The organism is Rahnella sp. ATs2 (assembly GCF_051851855.1).
In the GTDB taxonomy this organism is placed as follows: domain Bacteria; phylum Pseudomonadota; class Gammaproteobacteria; order Enterobacterales; family Enterobacteriaceae; genus Rahnella; species Rahnella variigena.
In genome coordinates, this window is the sequence record NZ_JBLYPL010000004.1 from 113,619 (window position 1) to 130,197 (window position 16,579).

The window sequence follows — 16,579 nt, forward strand, 5'->3', positions numbered from 1 at the left end:
TAGAAATGAAGCCTTTCTTGCGCTGGTGTTATGTTGCGACAGCACTTATGTTGGCAGGATGCAGCAACCATGATTGGCGTAAAAACGAAGTTCTGGCGATTCCGTTGCAGCCGACGTTGCAGCAGGAAGTCATCCTGGCACGCATGGAACAAATACTTGCCAGCCGGTCATTAACCGATGATGAGAGAGCACAGCTATTATATGAGCGCGGTGTGCTGTATGATAGTCTCGGGCTAAGAGCACTGGCGCGAAATGATTTTTCACAAGCGCTGTCTATTCGTCCTGATATGCCAGAAGTTTTTAACTACCTGGGGATTTACCTAACGCAGGCAGGCAATTTCGATGCTGCCTATGAAGCGTTTGATTCTGTACTAGAGCTTGATCCAACTTACAACTACGCGCGTTTGAACCGAGGTATCGCCCTGTATTACGGTGGCCGATTCTCGTTAGCGCAGGATGATCTGCAGGCGTTTTATCGAGACGATCCAAATGATCCCTTCCGTTCGTTATGGCTTTATCTTGCGGAGCGAGAAATCAATCCGAAGAATGCCGAAGTAGCGCTCCAGGAACGTTATGACAAAGCGGACAGAGGGCAATGGGGATGGAATATCGTCGAATTCTACCTGGGCAAAATCAGCGAATCTACGCTGATGGAACGCCTCAAGGCAGAAGCAACGGATAACACTTCGCTCGCTGAGCATCTCAGTGAAACTGACTTCTATTTAGGTAAGCATTACCTAAGTCTGGGGGACAAGAACAGCGCCGCGGCACTGTTCAAACTGACGGTAGCTAACAACGTCCATAACTTCGTTGAGCACCGCTATGCATTGTTGGAATTGGCGCTTTTGGGCCATGAGCAAGACGACCTATCAGAATCGGACCAGCAATAGCTGACGACACCAATCAGCCTTTTTAATCATGGTATTTACCATTTTTAAGCGCCTTAACGGGCGAGGGTTGCTTTGTTCGTTTTATAATCTAATTTGAGCCGGTTCACACTTTTCAATGAAAATGACTGAAAATTTTCTCGACGAGTTATGTAGACTGGCTGCCATTATTAATGAGGCACGTGTACATGACTACTGAGCTTGAAACCTCTTTTGCTGACCTGGGGCTGTCTGCTCCGATCATTTCTGCCCTGACTGATTTGGGCTACGAAAAACCTTCACCAATCCAGGCTGAGTGTATTCCTCACCTGTTAAATGGCCGCGACGTTCTGGGCATGGCTCAGACAGGTTCCGGTAAAACAGCTGCATTCTCCTTACCGCTGCTGCATAACATTGATGCTTCACTGAAAGCACCACAAATTCTTGTTCTGGCACCGACCCGCGAACTGGCGGTTCAGGTTGCTGAAGCAATGACTGATTTCTCTAAACACATGCATGGCGTGAATGTGGTTGCCCTTTACGGCGGCCAGCGCTATGACGTTCAGCTGCGCGCACTGCGTCAGGGACCACAAGTTGTTGTGGGTACCCCGGGCCGTCTGCTGGACCACCTGAAACGCGGTACCCTGAACCTCTCAAACCTGAGCGGCCTGGTGCTGGACGAAGCTGATGAAATGCTGCGTATGGGCTTCATCGAAGACGTCGAAACTATCATGGCGCAGATCCCGGCTGAACATCAGACCGCGTTGTTCTCTGCAACCATGCCAGAAGCTATCCGTCGTATTACCCGTCGCTTCATGAAAGAGCCTCAGGAAGTACGTATCCAGTCAAGCGTGACTACCCGTCCAGACATCAGCCAGAGCTACTGGTCTGTCTACGGTCTGCGTAAAAACGAAGCGCTGGTGCGTTTCCTTGAAGCAGAAGATTTTGATGCGGCGATCATCTTCGTTCGTACCAAAAACGCGACACTGGAAGTGGCTGAAGCGCTGGAACGTAGCGGCTACAGCAGCGCTGCACTGAACGGTGACATGAACCAGGCGTTGCGTGAGCAGACTCTGGAACGTCTGAAAGATGGCCGTCTGGACATTCTGATCGCAACCGACGTGGCAGCACGTGGTCTCGACGTAGAACGTATCAGCCTGGTTGTTAACTACGACATCCCGATGGACTCAGAATCTTACGTTCACCGTATCGGTCGTACCGGTCGTGCTGGCCGTGCGGGTCGCGCATTACTGTTCGTTGAGAACCGTGAGCGTCGTCTGCTGCGTAACATTGAACGCACCATGAAGCTGACCATTCCAGAAGTTGAAATCCCAACTGCAGAAGTACTGGGCGAACGTCGTCTGGCTAAATTCGCAGCGAAAGTTCAGCAGCAACTGGAAAGCAGCGATCTGGATCAGTACCGTGGTCTGCTGGCTAAACTGCAACCTGCAGAAGAGCTGGACATCGAAACACTGGCTGCGGCATTGCTGAAAATGGCACAGGGCGAACGTCCTCTGATCGTTGCAGCGGATCCGGTCTTCAAAAGCCGTCCACCACGTCGTGAATTCGAAGATCGTGGCGACCGCGGTGATCGTGGCGATCGTCGTGACCGTCCGGCTCGCAGCAACGACCGTCCTGCACGTGATGGCGACAGCCCACGTCGTGAGCGTCGTGACGCTGGCGAAATGGAACTGTATCGCATCGAAGTGGGTCGTGATGATGGTGTTGAAGTTCGTCACATCGTTGGCGCTATCGCTAACGAAGGCGACATCAGCAGCCGTTACATCGGTAACATCAAGCTGTTCGGTACGCACTCAACTATCGAACTGCCTAAAGGTATGCCGGGCGAGATCCTGTCTCACTTCACCCGTACGCGTATCCTGAACAAACCGATGAACATGCAGCTGATCGGTGATGCAGTGCCACAGGCTCCACGTCGTGATCGTCCGGCCGGTGCTGGCGGTGAGCGTCGTGGTAACGGTGCTCCGCGTCCTTTCAACGGTGAACGTCGTGAAGGTGGCCGTGGTAACGGTGCTCCACGTTCTTTCAGCGGTGATCGTCGTGAAGGTTCTTCAGCAGCTGGCGACCGTCGTCCGCCAAGCCGCGCACCACGTCGTACTACTGACGCATAATCTGAATCCAGCTCGCTGAGTTTCAGATGACTTAACGTCAGAAAATAAAAAACCAGCCTTCATCGGGCTGGTTTTTTTTCGTCTGCAATTTACTTTCGTCTGTAATTTACTACGAGGATCAGCTGATGCGCTGCTCTTTGACCAGATCGCCCTGCAACTGAGACACAATTTCGAACGAATGCAGACGAGCCTGGTGATCAAAAATCTGACCGTTGATCATCAGCTCATCGGCTTCGGTTTCACGCAGGATATTTTGCAGCCCCTGACGCACTGTTTCTTTGTTACCGACCACTGACATGCGCAGCGCGTTATCGACGCCAAAGCGTTCCTGAGCTGACCACAGGCTTTCAATGTTATCGACCGGTGCAGGGAGTTTACCCGGCATTCCGCGGCGCAGATTAATGAACTGCTGCTGATTGGAGGTAAACATCCGGCGCGCTTCTTCATCGGTGTCTGCGGCAATCGCGTTGATGCACACCATCGCATGAGGTTTTTCGAGCTGAGCGGAAGGCTGGAATTTGCTGCGATAAATCGCCAGTGCCTGATACAGCATGTCCGGTGCAAAATGTGAGGCGAAGGCAAATGGCAGGCCAAGAGCCGCCGCCAGTTGCGCGCTGTAAAGGCTTGAACCGAGTAACCAGAGTGGCACATGCAAACCTTGTCCCGGCACGGCCTGTACGGCCTGCTGTGGCTGAACATCGCCGAAATACATCTGCAATTCCTGCACATCCTGCGGGAAGTTATCGATTTCACCGGAAAGATGACGGCGCAGCGCAATCATTGTGCGCTGGTCTGTACCCGGCGCGCGGCCAAGTCCCAGATCTACACGATTTGGATACAGCGTGGCGAGCGTGCCGAACTGTTCAGCAATCACCAGCGGGGAGTGGTTTGGCAGCATCACACCGCCGGAACCTACGCGGATCGTTTTAGTTCCGCCCGCGATGTAACCCAGCAGCACGGAGGTCGCGGCACTGGCGATACCGGTCATGTTGTGATGTTCTGCCATCCAGTAACGCTGGTAGCCCCACTTCTCAGCGTGCTGCGCCAGTTCAAGGGAACACTGGAATGCCCGGGCCGGATCGGCTCCTTGCGGAACCGGCGCCAGATCGAGCACGGAAAGGGGAACGGTGTTTTTATCAGACATAATCACGGCTCACTCATCAAAGGAAAGTGCGGAGAAAGCATTCACTCCGCTCATAATTAGAACGAGTATTACCCAATAACTACTGATTGAATACGGCATTTGTGCCCTTAATTGCCGTTAAAACATCCTTAAAATCGATTTGAGTAACTTAAATTATAGTTTCTATGAATATGTTGTTTTGTGTTAAACAGTCTTTGTTCATCCCGCTATGATTTGACACAAGCGCACACGCGCCTTTAAGAACGGGCGTTGGCGGGAAAGGACAATCATGGAATGGAGAACCAAAAGCCGATGATAAACACAGGCAAACAAAAAGGATGAAGCACCGATGAGTAAACGAATATTATTGACCCTGTTGCTGGTTGCGGCAGCGGTTTCTCTGGCGGTGCTGTTTCGTGCGCACAATCAGGATTTACTGTTACAGGGAGAAGTCGATGCGCCAGAAGTGATTGTGGCGTCGAAATCGAAAGGCCGCGTGATTGAACGTCATGTTGAACGCGGTGACGATGTAAAAGCCGGGCAATTGCTGATAACTCTCGACAGCCCGGAAATGATGGCGCAATTGCGCGCTGCCGAAGCTGCCCGCGATCAGGCAAAAGCGCAGCTCGATCTCTCGGTTAACGGTACCCGCGAAGAAAGTATCCGTAACCTCAAAGCCACCCTGGCGCAGTCTCAGGCAGAATATGTGAACGCCCGCGATCTCTACAACCGCAATGTCAAAGTGGCGGCTAAAGGGTTTATTTCAGCCTCTGATTTAGAAGATTCACGCCGCGCCCGCGACAGCGCATATGCACAAGTTCTGGTCGCTAAAGCCAATCTTGATGAAGGCGTAAACGGCGACCGCGTGGAACAGCGCGATAGCTATGCCGCGCAGCTTCGTCAGGCGGAAGAAGACTTACTGGAAGTGAAAGCGCAAACCGATGACTTACAGGTTAAAGCGCCGGTCGATGGTGAAGTGGGGCCGATCCCGGTAGAAGTCGGCGAACTGGAAAGTGCCAACAGTCCTTTGCTGACATTGGTCCGTCTGCCTGACGCCTATTTCGTCTTTAACCTGCGTGAAGATATTCTGGCTGGCGTGCGCAAAGGCGACAAAGTGCAGATGCGCGTTCCCGCGCTGAATAACCAGATGATTGAAGCCGAAGTTCGCTATATCGCGCCGCTCGGAGACTATGCGACCAAACGCGCCACGCGCGCGACGGGTGACTTCGATTTAAAAACCTTTGAAGTGCGTCTTTACCCTGCGAAACCGGTGCCCGGACTGCGTCAGGGCATGAGTGCATTGTGGCAATGGAAAGCGAAGTGAAGCCGTTAAAAGCGCCACGCAGTGAAAGGGTAAAAGCCGCATGGCGCTGTTTCAGCCGCTCTTTTACCCGTGAAGTGAATCACGCCTTTCGCAAACCGGTGATCCACTGGCTGTGCTGGATTTTCCCTTTGCTTCTGTTTGGTCTTATCAGCAGCAACTTTTCCGAAGGCACGTTGCTGGATTTACCGGTGTCTGTGGTCGATAACGATCACAGCTCATTATCCAAAACGCTTACCCGCAAACTGGACGCCGGTTCACACGCGCATGTGCAGGCGTTCGAAGGCGGTTTACCGGAAGCGGAATACCGCCTGCGTACCGCGCAGGATTATGCGCTGTTGTATATTCCCAATGATTTTGAAGCCGACGTACTGGCTGGAAAACAGCCGAGCGTGGTGCTGTATTACAACGCGTTGTTTTACGGTGCCGGTCTGTATTCCACGCAGGATTTCAGCGGGCTGATCACCGAACTGAATACCAGTTACCGTTCGATTATTGCGACTGAAATCGGCAAAACGCTGCCATCGCTGGCCAGCGTCGATTTATCCTACGGCAGCCTGTTTAACGCCAGCGGCAGCTACATCTATTACCAGCAATTCGCTGCGACGATTCACCTGCTGCAACTGTTTACCGTGACCTGCATGATCTACGTGATGGCACGCAGCCAGGCGTTACTCAGTGCGCCGTCATTTACGCTGGCGCTGCTCGGCAAACTTGCACCCTATACGCTGTGTTTCACCACGTTACTGATGGTGGAAATCGCGATGCTGGTTGGATTCTTTGACGCCCGCGTCAGCGGCAATCCTTTGTATATGGTGGTGATTGGCTTCTTCTATGTGATCGCAGCGCAAAGCCTCGGGCTGTTACTTTTCACCTTCACCAAAACCACCATTACCGCTTACACCATGATGGGGATTTTCGTCAGTATCGCGCTGACTTTCTCCGGAATGGCGGTACCGGTGCTGTCGATGCCGCTGCCAGCGCGCATTATTTCCGGCATTGAGCCGCTCAGTTATGCGCTGGCCGCAATGTTTGACGTCTTCCTGCGCGAAGTCTCGGTGCGCGGTATTCTGATGGTGTGCTGCATCCTGCTCATTTATCCGCTGCTGACCGGCCTGCTGGTGCGCAGACGCCTCTACATGCGGCTTAAACGACAGGAGGCAGGCCAGTGACCCGTCGTGAATGGTTTAAAACCTGGTGGACGACATTCCGCAAAGTGCTCACCGGTTTGCTCGACAAGCCAATGTGGATGATGTTGCTGCTGTCATTGTGCGTGATGAGCCTGGTCTATGCGAACCGCACGGTGTGGGATTTGCCGGTGGCGGTGGTCGATCAGGATCACAGCACCGCCAGCCGGATGCTGACTCGTCAGCTGGACGCCACTTCCAAAGTCGCGACGGTGGCTTACGACAGCCTGGCGCAGGCCGAACACGATCTGGCGCTGCGTAAGCTCTTCGCGGTGATCATCATGCCGGTCGATCTTGAGAAGAAGATCCTCGCGGGGCAGAACATTGTGATCCCGGTGTACGGCGATGCGACCAACCGGCTGGCGAACGGGCAGATCCAGCAGGATGTGCTGTCGGCGTATCAGGCAATTCTCACGCAATACAACACGGATTTGTTGCTGAGCAGCGGCTTCAGTGAGCGGCAGGCCAGCGTGGTGCTTTCGCCGATTGTCGGACAGACGCTGGATGTGTTTAACCCCGGCATCAGCTTTGCGGCAATTATTTTCCCCGGCCTGCTGGTGATGTTATTGCAGCACTCATTATTGATCGCCAGCGTGCGCGTGAGCATTGTGCTCAACAGCGGACCTTCCGGAAAACCGGCGATACCGGCGTTTCTGGGCGGCATTTCGGCGCTGATCCCGGTCTGGCTGTTTCTGTCGATCGTCTTGTTTGTGCTGTGGCCATGGATCCTGGGTTACCGGCAAACGGCCAGCATTCCTGAAATTTTGCTGCTGACCTTCCCGTTCCTGCTGGCAGTGCTGGGGCTCGGGAAACTGGTGACGGAATGCCTGCGCAGCGTCGAACTGATTTACCTGACGCTGGCCTTTATTACCACACCGGTTTTTTATATTTCCGGCACTATCTGGCCGTTGCAGGCGATGCCCGCCTGGGTCAGGGGGGTATCGTCTATGCTGCCTTCAACCTGGGCGACCAAAGCTATTGCCGGTGTGAATCAGATGGGGCTGCCGTTTAAAGATGTGGGCGGCGATATTCTTATGCTGCTGATCTTGTGCCTGTTTTACACCTTTATTGGCATTGCCGTGGGCATGTTGCGCGATGGTGTCCGGCTCAGAGCGATGTTCCGTCCGAAGCACAGAAATTCGTGATAAAAAAGGGAGATGACCGCCAGGTCTTCTCCCTTTTCACTGAACAGGCGCTGTCAGGGGCGCAGTTCCAGCCCGGCGACGCGCTGCCAGTAGCCGTTACAGTCGGCTTTATCGGTGAGTGTCAGTGGCAGCAAACCGCGTTCATTGTTACGGAACGCTTCCAGCGTAGCGAGGGTATCTTTGGTTTCCGGCGACAGGCGCACGATATCGACTAATCCCTGCATTGATACCAGTTCATTGCCGAGGTTATAGCAGTAGCCGCTCTGCGTCTGAATGCCGTTAAGCACGAACACCTGCTGATTTTCCTGCGACAGCATTTTGCGCCCCTGCGGATAACTGATGCAGCAGGTTTCGCATTCATCTTTCGCACGGTTTTCAGAACGAGCCGTGAAACAGCGTGCCGAATAGGCCAGCGGTAAATGTCCGTACGACAGCACTTCCACTTCAAACTTATCGCGGATACCCAGGTCATCGCACTGGTTCAGCAGATTGACCAGCCAGTCGCGGGAAAGCTCGACCGGCATACACCAGCGCATCATGCCCTGTTTTTGCAGGATTTTTAGCGTGACGGCGTTATAGCAGTTCAGCGCATGACCGACGACAAACGGCAGATTGCGTTCGGCTGCCATGTTCACCGCGCCGAAATCGTTAGCTTCCAGCAGAAACTCGCCGTTTTCTACATAGCGTTTCAGTTCATTCAGTTCGGACGGTGCCTGCAACAAGGCCAGCGTGGAAATCACCACCTGTTTACCGGATGCGGCCAGCTGACGCGCGACCTCCATCCAGTCATTCACTTTCATCTCACGGCGTTTGGTACAGACGTTTTCACCGAGATAAATGATATCCGCACTGCTGTCCGCTGCGGCCTGATAAAACTCTTCAACCTGCGTTTTCGGCCAGTAGTAAAGAATGGCCCCTAAAGAATATTTCATCATCGTCTCTTCGATTACTGCCACTTGCGGTGATAAGCACCGAGCGTGGTTTGTGTACCTTCAGACATGGAGCCCAGCGTTTTCATCCAGGCGTCATCGGTTTTGAAGTTTTGCGGATCCGCCATACAGCGGTCGATTGCCGCACGCCATACGCGGGCTACCTGACTGACATACGCCGGGCTGCGCTGACGTCCTTCAATTTTCACGGAGGCGATATTGGCGGCGAACAACTCCGGCAATAACTCCAGCGTATTCAGACTGGTTGGTTCTTCCAGCGCATGATATTTCGCACCATCTACCAGATAACGCCCTTTGCACAGGGTCGGATAACCGGCGTTTTCACCTTCGTCATAACGGTCGATCAGCACGTCGTTGAGGCGGGATTCCATGCCCTGCGCCGTTTGCTGCCAGCGAACAAAACGCGCCGGTGAACAGGCACCCACGGTATTTGGCGATTCACCGGTCAGATAGGAAGAAAGATAGCAGCGGCCTTCGGCCATGATGCACAAGCTGCCAAAGGCGAATACTTCCAGCGGCACGACAGTGGTACGGGAAAGCTGACGCACCTGATGCATCGAAAGCACGCGCGGCAAAACAACGCGGGCGACATCAAAGTTACGTTTATAGAAGCGGATGGCTTCATCGTTGGTGGCCGATGCCTGCACCGACACATGGCGCTCAACGTGAGGATATTTATTCGCGGCGTAATCGAGCATGGCGATATCGGCCAGAATCAGCGCATCTGCGCCGAGCTGTGCGGCCATATCCACTGCGCGTTCCCAGCGCTGATAGCCGTCAGGATGCGCAAACGTATTGATGGCGATATGCAGTTTACGGCGGTGACGGTGAACGTAATCCGCAGCTTCCTGCAATTTTTTATCCGTGAAATTCAGTCCGGCGAAATGGCGTGCATTGGTGTCATCTTTCAGGCCGATATACACCGCGTCTGCGCCATTATCGATCGCCGCTTTCAATGCAGGTAAATTCCCTGCCGGGCAAAGTAGCTCCATTCTCGTTCCTTACTGCAACCGGCCAGCCAGAGCTGAGGTTGGTGGGTGATGAAAAGCCAGTTGCCGACGTCATTCATCAGTCAGGGCTTTGATTGGCGAACTATTTTAGAGAAGCAATGGATGCAATATTTTGATTTGAGGCAGTTTCTGCGGCTTTGGAAGGCATACAGCGCCCGGGGAGGTTGTACGTGATGTTTTTCTGTTGCAGTATTTATTGATGTAGACCGCTGAACGTTCCCGGCAATGTGTCAAAATAGGCGGTATAACTGCCTTAAAACTTGCCGAAAAGTTACCGAAAGGAGTAGTGCCAGTGTTGCAAAAACTACGTGCACGTGTGGTCCGTCAGGGACCATCCCTGTTAAGTCTGCCTTTGAAATTCACGCCTTTTGCGTTGCAACGGCAGGTTTTGCAACAGGTACTGAGCTGGCAGCTTCGTCAGGCGCTGGCCGACGGAGAGCTGGATTTCCTTGAAGGCCGCTGGTTGAAAATTGAGGTCAGCGATCTTAGCCTGACCTGGCTGATGTCAGTGCAGGAGAGCAAACTGGTGATCGCTGAACGTGGCGAAGCCGATGTCAGCTTCAGCGGTAATGCAAACGATCTGATCCTGATCGCTGCCCGTAAAGAAGATCCGGACACGCTGTTCTTCCAGCGCCGTCTTCGTATTGAGGGTGATACCGAACTGGGCTTGTACGTGAAGAATCTGATGGATTCTATCGATCTCGATACTATGCCGCTGCTGCTGAAAAATGGCCTGCTGCGCCTGGCCGATTTTGTCGAAGCGGGTCTGCAAGAGGACCGTGAGCCGCAAGCTCCGGTAGCTGAGCCATGTTAATTCGTACTGAAATTCCGGTAGATGCTGCGGGCATTGACCGTTTGTTACGCGCCTCATTCCCGACGGGCGCAGAAGCGGATCTGGTGCAGGAACTGCGCGAAGATGGCCTGCTGACGCTGGGCGTTGTGGCGACCGACGATGAAGGCGGTGTGGTGGGTTATGTTGCTTTCTGCCCGGTCGATATCCGGGGTGAAGACCGCAACTGGGTCGGGCTCGCGCCGCTGGCAGTAGATGAATCTCTGCGCGGTCAGGGGCTGGGCGAAAAACTGGTTTATGAAGGGTTAGATTCCCTGAATGAGTTCAGCTATGCCGCCGTAGTGGTATTGGGTGATCCGGCGTATTACCAGCGCTTTGGATTCAAACCGGCTGCTGCTCATGACCTGCATTGCCGCTGGCCGGAAACGGAAACGGCTTTCCAGCTGTTCACCTTATCAGACGACGCACTGAAAGATGCCAGCGGAGAAGTGGTTTTCCCGTCGGCGTTTAATCGTTTCTGATATCTCAGGGGCAACTTTTTTGTTCAGATAAAACAAAGGCCGGTTTCCGGCCTTTTTCATTTCCCGCTTTCCGTTGTACCCAGATAACTTTCCAGACATTCCGGTGCATTTCTCACCAGCAACTCTTTCTGCGCTTTGCTCAGTTTTTTGACTTTAATCTCCAGCTTTGAAGCCAGTGAACGGTCGCCAGCCGGACAATGAAATGCCAGCGTCAGCTCACCTTTTCCCCGCAATGATTTTGCCCCTTTTCCGCACTGATGCTGGCCTAAACGCCGTGTCACGTCGGTCGTTATGCCGGTGTAAAGCATCCCGGTCGGGGTTCTCAGCATGTATAAAAACCAGTTGGATGGGGCGGACATAAGCTCTGCGTGTCAGGAAATTTTGTGTCAGTTTACCTGAAAGGCACGATATTTATCTGAAAGGCACAACAGAGTGAGGCAAAACATCAACATGGGGCGGTAAACTGACACAAACCAAAATAAGGCGCATGTGATGAATAACCCTGATGACCTGAAACATATTCTGAAGTTTCTAAATAAACAGCATGTGCTGGCGCTGTGTGCCGTTGCGGACGGCGAGATGTGGAGCGCGAACTGTTTTTACGTCACGGATGCAGAAAGCATGACGTTGTATTTCATGACCGAAATGAAAACCCTGCACGGTACGCTGATGGCGAAATCACCGCATATTGTCGGCACGATTGCTCCACATCCGAAAACCATTGCCCTGATTAAAGGCATTCAGTATCGCGGTGAAGCCACCGTGCTTAGCGGTGAAGAAGAAGCGCATGCGCGACATCTTTATTGCAGGCATTTCCCGGTCGCCATCGCCATGAAAGCGCCGGTCTGGGGACTGAAACTCAGTCACATTAAAATGACCGATAACGCGCTGGGTTTTGGCAAGAAACTGCTATGGGACAGGGAAGTTTGAAGAGAAATCGCCCCTTCCGCAGAAGGGGCGCAAGGCTTATGCCGCCAGAATTTTCAGTGATTCACGGTTAAAGGCGGGCAGATCGTCCGGCGTCCGGCTGGTGACCAGCGTGTTATCGTCAACCACGACTTCTTTATCGTAAAACTCTGCACCGGCGTTTTTAACGTCGACGACTACCGGTTTAACCGTTGTGAGTTTTCGGCCACGTATAACATCGGCGCTGATCAGTAGCTGCGGGCCGTGGCAGATGGCGAAAATGGGTTTGCCGCTTTTCGCAAAATCACGGGTGAAATCGACAAATCTGTCGTCACCACGCAAGGTATCCGGCGAATGTCCGCCAGGTAGCAACAGCGCATCGAAGTCAGCCACGTTGACATCATCAATCGATTTATCAATGGTGACTTTCGCCTTGCCCTGTTTGCCTTTGATCACGTTGCCCGCTTTGTTTTCGATGGTAATAACCTGATGGCCAGCTTTTTTATAGGCCTCGGCGGGTGAAGTGAATTCTGAATCCTCAAATTCATCAGTGATGAGTACCGCTATCTTCTTGCTCATGGTTCCTCCTGCTGAGAATGTGTTTTCGTCATACACTACTAAGCCTACAAGCCAGCGGCGGGCTGATCAAACTGGATTCGTCCGAGTCTGCGAAAGTAACAGGAACTGTCTTATAGCGTGATATTTACATTCAGGTAACACTTCAAATATCTGTTCATGCTTTCATGTTTCAGAACCCGTGTTTCAGAATCCATGTTTCAAAATCGCAGCGCGAAAGCCGTTTTTTAAAAGGAAGTGATATGGCAAAAGTTCTTCTGCTGGGCGGAAGTGGCCTGATCGGGCGTGAGCTCTTACGTCTGTTGCAACTTGATCCACGAGTCAGCCGCATCGTGGCACCCAGCCGTCGTCCGCTGCTGCCAGGGAATAAGCTGTTTAATCCGCTCGGCGACAATCTCACGTCACTGGTGGTCGCACTCGATGAGCCGATTGATTTACTGTTCTGCTGTCTGGGCACCACGCGAAAACAGGCGGGCAGTGCGCAGGCATTCCGGGCGGTGGATTACGATCTGGTGGTGGATTGCGCCAAAGCGGCACGCGAACTGGGCGCACGCCATTGTCTGGCTGTGAGTGCTAACGGCGCCGATGCCCGTTCGCGTTTTCTCTATAACCGCACCAAAGGCGAAATGGAGCTGGCGCTGATGCAGCAGGGATGGCCGTTGCTGACATTAGTCAGGCCTTCGTTATTAGTCGGAAAGCGCCATCCGCCGCGTCTTCTTGAGCAACTCAGTGCGCCGCTGTTTAAAATGCTGCCGGGGAAATGGAAAGCGATTGATTCTGATGTGGTGGCGAAAGCATTGCAGGAGCAGGCATTTAATGCCGGATTAGGCGGCATCACCGTGCTGGAATCCAATGAGATCGCCGCCAGTATCGAAGATCTTTAATTCGCGTGATCCGCTGAGCCGGATCCTTGTGATATGGTATCAGGCAAAAAACGCGAATTTTCCTCAGACTGCTTTCAACTCAATATCACGCCAGATCCCTACAGGTATTTTTCTGCGAAAACGTGCAGATCCCTGAAGTCCGGCATCCTTTCTTTCAGTGTTTCATGATCCCAGTCCCACCAGCGGCTGGCTTCGATCCGCCCGATCATCGTGTCATCAAAGCGCATGCCGATCTTTTTCGCTGCCACGCCCGCGACGATCGAATAAGGCTCAACATCTTTCGTGACCACCGCAGACGTGCCGATCACTGCGCCATTGCCGACTTGCACGCCGGGCATCAGCACCGCGTTATGGCCGATCCACACATCGTTACCTACGGTGACATTATGCTCACGCCGCCAGTCGAAAAATCCCTGATCGTCCTCACCGAGTCCGTAGACAGAACTGCGATAGGTGAAATGATGCTGGGCAACGCGCTGATAGGTCGGATGATTGCCGGGATTGATCCGCACATAGGTGGCGATCGACACAAATTTTCCAATCGTGGCGCAGAAGATCTGATTGTTTCCGGCGGTATAAGAGTAATCGCCGATCTGCGTTTCCTCGATGATCGCGTTGTCGGCAATATGCACATACTGACCCAGCGTTGACCGGTTCAGCTCGACCTGCTGACCGATTTTTGGCCGCGAATAATCCTGCTCGTCAGCCAGCGAAAACGGATGAATGATGTCTGTCATAAAATCGCTCATGATGAAGTGACGGGATAAATAAACGCGCTGACCGGCAAGGCAAGAATGGCCAGCAGATGCTGTAAAGTCTCGTGCAACGCACCGTCATTATTCAGCCGGCAGGCAGGGCGTTTTCGTACTCTCTGGCACGCTGAAGACGACCGGCGATTTGCGTCGTATCTTCACGTCCGCGACGCGTCAGGCGTTCAGTCAGTACCGTTTCAGAAACCTGTAAACAAACCGGTACCAGCCGCTGGCCATAGCGCTGGCGGGCTTTTTCCAGATGTGCGCGCGAGCCGTTGACCACCACGTGAAAACCGAGCTGCATCCAGGTGTCTATCTCAATGCCCACGGCGTACCGGTAATGATGCGCATGCCAGTCCATGGCGAATAAACCGTGCTGGCGACGCTGAATAAATTCGGCTTCGCTCAGAGCAATATGGTTTTCCGAACCCGCATCCGCCGGGCGCGTAATATAACGATGCGCAACGGTGACATCGGTGGGCAAATGCTGGCGCAGCGCGTCCAGAAGACTGTCTTTGCCAGAACCCGAAGCGCCCATCAGATAGAGTAAACGACTCATCTCATCTCCCCTCAGAACACCTGAGTGCCCTGACGCCAGACGTTCTGCACAAAAAAGTGATCGCCATGTGCGCGTGCCAGCACCAGATCCGCGCGTTTGCCTTCGGCGATTTCTCCACGATCTTTCAGACCCAGCGCGTTCGCCGGATTACGGGTCACCAGTTTCACCGCCTGCGGCAAACTGAACGCATTGCTCTCATCGTTGGCAATCCGGAAAACCGCGTCGAGCAGGCTGGCGGGATAGTAATCGGAAGAGAGAATATCCAGCAGGCCAAGCGAAGCCAGATGGTGCGCCGCCACGTTGCCGGAATGCGAACCGCCACGCACGATATTCGGTGCGCCCATCAGCACCTGCAAGCCGCTGTTGTGCGAGGCGCGAGCTGCCTCTTCGGTGGTCGGGAACTCTGCAATCACGCTGCCGAGCGCCAGTGATTCTTCAACGTGGGCGGCGGTGGCATCGTCATGGCTGGCCAGCGAAATATGGCGCTTGCGGCAGTGGGCAGCAATCGCTTCACGGTTTGGCTGCGCCCAGCGCCGGGAGAGGGCGATTTGCTCTTCCTGAAAATCGTCCATTTGCTCGTCGTTCATGTGGTATTTACCCTGATAATACTCACGGTATTTCTGCGGCGTAGCGAACTGGCGCTGGCCCGGCGAATGGTCCATCAGAGAAACCAGTGACAGCACCGAGGTATCCATCAGCTTCTCAAACAGCGGCAACGTGGTTTCGTGCGGCAGTTCGCAGCGCAGATGCAGACGGTGCTCGGCGCGGTTCAGCCCGGCGTTCTGGCTGTTCACAATCGCGTCGATCATCTTTTGCAGATTATCCAGACGATGTCCGCCGTCGCGTACGTCACCGACGGCGACGGCATCCAGCACGGTAGTGATCCCGCTGGCGACCATCAGTGCATCGTGGCTGCTCATGGCAGAATGCGCTGGCCAGTCTACTTTTGGTCGCGGCGTGAAAAACTTATCCAGATTATCCGTGTGCAGTTCGATAAAGCCCGGCAGCAGCCAGCCGCCCTGAGCATCCAGCGCCTGCGGCAGCTGACTGCGGTTGTCAGCAAAGGCGCTGATCACGCCGTTTTGCATCTCAAGCGACCCTTCAACCACCTGATCGTCGAGCACCAGTTTGACGTTATTTATGATCATGCGGACATCTCCGGCGCCGTTTCCGGGCTCATTTCATACAAGCGATCGGCAACGCGTTCGCGCACATCTTCATCATGGAAAATCCCGACCACCGCCGCACCGCGCGCTTTTGCCTGCTCGATCAGTGTGACAACGGCGGCACGGTTGGTGGCGTCCAGCGAAGCGGTCGGTTCATCGAGCAACAGCACCGGATAATCGACCACAAAACCCCGGGCGATATTCACGCGCTGCTGTTCGCCGCCGGAAAACGTGGAGGGCGCGAGATGCCACAGACGTTCCGGTACATTCAGATGGCGGAGCAACGCGCTGGCGCGGGCTTCACTTTGTGCTTTATCCACACCCAGTTCCAGCAGCGGCTGCATCACCAGATTCAGTGCGCTGATGCGCGGAATGACCCGCAGGAACTGGCTGACCCAGCCGACCGTATGGCGGCGAACGGCCAGAATATCCCGTGCTTCGGCGCTGACCATATCAATCTGCTGGCCCTGATGCTCGACCCAGATTTTGCCGCTGTCCGGCAGATAGTTGCCGTATAAAGAACGCAGAAGGGTGGACTTTCCGCTGCCGGAATGGCCGTGCAGCACCACGCATTCCCCGGCATTCACGGTCAGGCTGGCATTGCTGAAAACCGGCAATCTGGCGCTGTTCTGGTTATGCAGAACAAAAGTTTTACTGAGATTTTCGACCCTGAGCTTCGTCGTCATTTTGG

General features: G+C 53.8%; 19 protein-coding genes. 10 read left to right on the top strand and 9 right to left on the bottom strand.

What is annotated here, in order from left to right; all coding sequences use genetic code 11:
- Positions 1-5 precede the first annotated feature (5 nt).
- The 3 genes from nlpI (at position 6) to ACJY2G_RS05105 (ending at position 2,998) form a co-directional block, all read left to right on the top strand.
- Positions 6-890, top strand: coding sequence for a lipoprotein NlpI (gene nlpI / locus ACJY2G_RS05095; protein WP_112286786.1), 885 nt, complete (start codon positions 6-8; stop codon positions 888-890).
- 121 nt (positions 891-1,011) lie between these two features.
- Complete coding sequence (gene yrbN, locus ACJY2G_RS05100) at positions 1,012-1,086, top strand: protein YrbN (protein WP_223499600.1); 75 nt, start codon at positions 1,012-1,014, stop codon at positions 1,084-1,086.
- Positions 1,076-2,998 carry a DEAD/DEAH family ATP-dependent RNA helicase gene (locus tag ACJY2G_RS05105; protein WP_113877113.1) on the top strand — a complete coding sequence of 641 codons (1,923 nt, stop codon included), beginning with the start codon at positions 1,076-1,078 and terminating at the stop codon, positions 2,996-2,998. The genes yrbN and ACJY2G_RS05105 overlap by 11 nt, the downstream gene beginning before the upstream one ends.
- Before the next feature lie 118 nt (positions 2,999-3,116).
- Here the strand turns inward: ACJY2G_RS05105 and ACJY2G_RS05110 are convergent, their stop codons facing one another.
- Positions 3,117-4,142 carry a luciferase-like monooxygenase gene (locus ACJY2G_RS05110; RefSeq protein ID WP_112286784.1) on the bottom strand — a complete coding sequence of 342 codons (1,026 nt, stop codon included), beginning with the start codon at positions 4,140-4,142 and terminating at the stop codon, positions 3,117-3,119.
- A gap of 328 nt (positions 4,143-4,470) precedes the next feature.
- Here ACJY2G_RS05110 and ACJY2G_RS05115 point away from each other — a divergent pair, with 328 nt between their 5' ends.
- The 3 genes from ACJY2G_RS05115 to ACJY2G_RS05125 all read left to right on the top strand — a co-directional run bounded on the left by ACJY2G_RS05115 (position 4,471) and on the right by ACJY2G_RS05125 (position 7,774).
- On the top strand, positions 4,471-5,445 hold the full coding sequence (locus ACJY2G_RS05115; RefSeq protein ID WP_120162393.1) for an HlyD family secretion protein: 975 nt from the start codon (positions 4,471-4,473) through the stop codon (positions 5,443-5,445).
- Positions 5,430-6,614 (top strand): ABC transporter permease, encoded by a 1,185-nt coding sequence (locus ACJY2G_RS05120; protein WP_430320087.1) that lies wholly within the window; start codon positions 5,430-5,432, stop codon positions 6,612-6,614. Before ACJY2G_RS05115 ends, ACJY2G_RS05120 begins: the two co-directional genes overlap by 16 nt.
- Before the next feature lie 71 nt (positions 6,615-6,685).
- Positions 6,686-7,774: an ABC transporter permease gene (locus ACJY2G_RS05125; protein ID WP_430320086.1), complete on the top strand. Its 1,089-nt coding sequence runs from the start codon at positions 6,686-6,688 to the stop codon at positions 7,772-7,774.
- Between the two features lie 53 nt (positions 7,775-7,827).
- Here ACJY2G_RS05125 and ACJY2G_RS05130 read toward each other — a convergent pair whose 3' ends face one another.
- Positions 7,828-8,706, bottom strand: a complete 879-nt coding sequence (locus ACJY2G_RS05130; RefSeq protein ID WP_430320085.1) for a U32 family peptidase — start codon at positions 8,704-8,706, stop codon at positions 7,828-7,830.
- 14 nt (positions 8,707-8,720) lie between these two features.
- On the bottom strand, positions 8,721-9,716 hold the full coding sequence (gene ubiU, locus ACJY2G_RS05135) for a ubiquinone anaerobic biosynthesis protein UbiU (protein ID WP_112286781.1): 996 nt from the start codon (positions 9,714-9,716) through the stop codon (positions 8,721-8,723).
- A 310-nt stretch (positions 9,717-10,026) separates the two neighbouring features.
- Here ubiU and ubiT point away from each other — a divergent pair, with 310 nt between their 5' ends.
- Entirely contained in the window at positions 10,027-10,548 is a 522-nt protein-coding gene (gene ubiT, locus ACJY2G_RS05140; protein WP_430320041.1) for a ubiquinone anaerobic biosynthesis accessory factor UbiT, read from the top strand.
- Positions 10,542-11,045 (top strand): GNAT family N-acetyltransferase, encoded by a 504-nt coding sequence (locus tag ACJY2G_RS05145; protein ID WP_113877118.1) that lies wholly within the window; start codon positions 10,542-10,544, stop codon positions 11,043-11,045. Before ubiT ends, ACJY2G_RS05145 begins: the two co-directional genes overlap by 7 nt.
- Before the next feature lie 56 nt (positions 11,046-11,101).
- Here the strand turns inward: ACJY2G_RS05145 and ACJY2G_RS05150 are convergent, their stop codons facing one another.
- Complete coding sequence (locus ACJY2G_RS05150) at positions 11,102-11,404, bottom strand: GIY-YIG nuclease family protein (RefSeq protein ID WP_430320040.1); 303 nt, start codon at positions 11,402-11,404, stop codon at positions 11,102-11,104.
- A gap of 133 nt (positions 11,405-11,537) precedes the next feature.
- Between ACJY2G_RS05150 and ACJY2G_RS05155 the strand changes: the two genes are divergently transcribed.
- Positions 11,538-11,975, top strand: a complete 438-nt coding sequence (locus ACJY2G_RS05155) for a YhbP family protein (protein ID WP_120162390.1) — start codon at positions 11,538-11,540, stop codon at positions 11,973-11,975.
- Positions 11,976-12,011: 36 nt separating this feature from the next.
- Here ACJY2G_RS05155 and ACJY2G_RS05160 read toward each other — a convergent pair whose 3' ends face one another.
- Positions 12,012-12,530, bottom strand: a complete 519-nt coding sequence (locus ACJY2G_RS05160; RefSeq protein WP_112286776.1) for a type 1 glutamine amidotransferase domain-containing protein — start codon at positions 12,528-12,530, stop codon at positions 12,012-12,014.
- A gap of 239 nt (positions 12,531-12,769) precedes the next feature.
- On the opposite strand from ACJY2G_RS05160, the gene ACJY2G_RS05165 reads away from it, so the two are divergent.
- Complete coding sequence (locus ACJY2G_RS05165; RefSeq protein WP_112286840.1) at positions 12,770-13,411, top strand: hypothetical protein; 642 nt, start codon at positions 12,770-12,772, stop codon at positions 13,409-13,411.
- A 98-nt stretch (positions 13,412-13,509) separates the two neighbouring features.
- On the opposite strand, the gene ACJY2G_RS05170 is transcribed toward ACJY2G_RS05165, so the two are convergent.
- The 4 genes from ACJY2G_RS05170 to phnL form a co-directional block, all read right to left on the bottom strand.
- Positions 13,510-14,148, bottom strand: coding sequence for an acetyltransferase (locus ACJY2G_RS05170; protein WP_430320039.1), 639 nt, complete (start codon positions 14,146-14,148; stop codon positions 13,510-13,512).
- 103 nt (positions 14,149-14,251) lie between these two features.
- Positions 14,252-14,722, bottom strand: a complete 471-nt coding sequence (phnN, locus tag ACJY2G_RS05175) for a ribose 1,5-bisphosphokinase (protein WP_439291435.1) — start codon at positions 14,720-14,722, stop codon at positions 14,252-14,254.
- Between the two features lie 11 nt (positions 14,723-14,733).
- Positions 14,734-15,870 carry an alpha-D-ribose 1-methylphosphonate 5-triphosphate diphosphatase gene (gene phnM / locus ACJY2G_RS05180; protein WP_430320037.1) on the bottom strand — a complete coding sequence of 379 codons (1,137 nt, stop codon included), beginning with the start codon at positions 15,868-15,870 and terminating at the stop codon, positions 14,734-14,736.
- Complete coding sequence (phnL, locus tag ACJY2G_RS05185) at positions 15,867-16,574, bottom strand: phosphonate C-P lyase system protein PhnL (RefSeq protein ID WP_112286773.1); 708 nt, start codon at positions 16,572-16,574, stop codon at positions 15,867-15,869. The genes phnM and phnL overlap by 4 nt, the downstream gene beginning before the upstream one ends.
- Between the last annotated feature and the right edge of the window lie 5 nt (positions 16,575-16,579).

Excerpts from the sequence above, each read along its gene's own strand:
- phnM (WP_430320037.1), bottom strand. The coding sequence starts at position 15,870 with ATGATCATAAATAACGTCAAACTGGTGCTCGACGATCAGGTGGTTGAA.
- nlpI (WP_112286786.1), top strand. The coding sequence starts at position 6 with ATGAAGCCTTTCTTGCGCTGGTGTTATGTTGCGACAGCACTTATGTTG.
- ACJY2G_RS05155 (WP_120162390.1), top strand. The coding sequence starts at position 11,538 with ATGAATAACCCTGATGACCTGAAACATATTCTGAAGTTTCTAAATAAA.
- phnN (WP_439291435.1), bottom strand. The coding sequence starts at position 14,722 with ATGAGTCGTTTACTCTATCTGATGGGCGCTTCGGGTTCTGGCAAAGAC.
- ACJY2G_RS05115 (WP_120162393.1), top strand. The coding sequence starts at position 4,471 with ATGAGTAAACGAATATTATTGACCCTGTTGCTGGTTGCGGCAGCGGTT.
- ACJY2G_RS05120 (WP_430320087.1), top strand. The coding sequence starts at position 5,430 with ATGGAAAGCGAAGTGAAGCCGTTAAAAGCGCCACGCAGTGAAAGGGTA.
- ACJY2G_RS05110 (WP_112286784.1), bottom strand. The coding sequence starts at position 4,142 with ATGTCTGATAAAAACACCGTTCCCCTTTCCGTGCTCGATCTGGCGCCG.
- ACJY2G_RS05125 (WP_430320086.1), top strand. The coding sequence starts at position 6,686 with ATGTGGATGATGTTGCTGCTGTCATTGTGCGTGATGAGCCTGGTCTAT.
- ACJY2G_RS05160 (WP_112286776.1), bottom strand. The coding sequence starts at position 12,530 with ATGAGCAAGAAGATAGCGGTACTCATCACTGATGAATTTGAGGATTCA.
- ubiU (WP_112286781.1), bottom strand. The coding sequence starts at position 9,716 with ATGGAGCTACTTTGCCCGGCAGGGAATTTACCTGCATTGAAAGCGGCG.
- ACJY2G_RS05145 (WP_113877118.1), top strand. The coding sequence starts at position 10,542 with ATGTTAATTCGTACTGAAATTCCGGTAGATGCTGCGGGCATTGACCGT.
- phnL (WP_112286773.1), bottom strand. The coding sequence starts at position 16,574 with ATGACGACGAAGCTCAGGGTCGAAAATCTCAGTAAAACTTTTGTTCTG.
- ACJY2G_RS05130 (WP_430320085.1), bottom strand. The coding sequence starts at position 8,706 with ATGAAATATTCTTTAGGGGCCATTCTTTACTACTGGCCGAAAACGCAG.
- ACJY2G_RS05150 (WP_430320040.1), bottom strand. The coding sequence starts at position 11,404 with ATGTCCGCCCCATCCAACTGGTTTTTATACATGCTGAGAACCCCGACC.
- ACJY2G_RS05165 (WP_112286840.1), top strand. The coding sequence starts at position 12,770 with ATGGCAAAAGTTCTTCTGCTGGGCGGAAGTGGCCTGATCGGGCGTGAG.
- ACJY2G_RS05105 (WP_113877113.1), top strand. The coding sequence starts at position 1,076 with ATGACTACTGAGCTTGAAACCTCTTTTGCTGACCTGGGGCTGTCTGCT.
- ACJY2G_RS05170 (WP_430320039.1), bottom strand. The coding sequence starts at position 14,148 with ATGACAGACATCATTCATCCGTTTTCGCTGGCTGACGAGCAGGATTAT.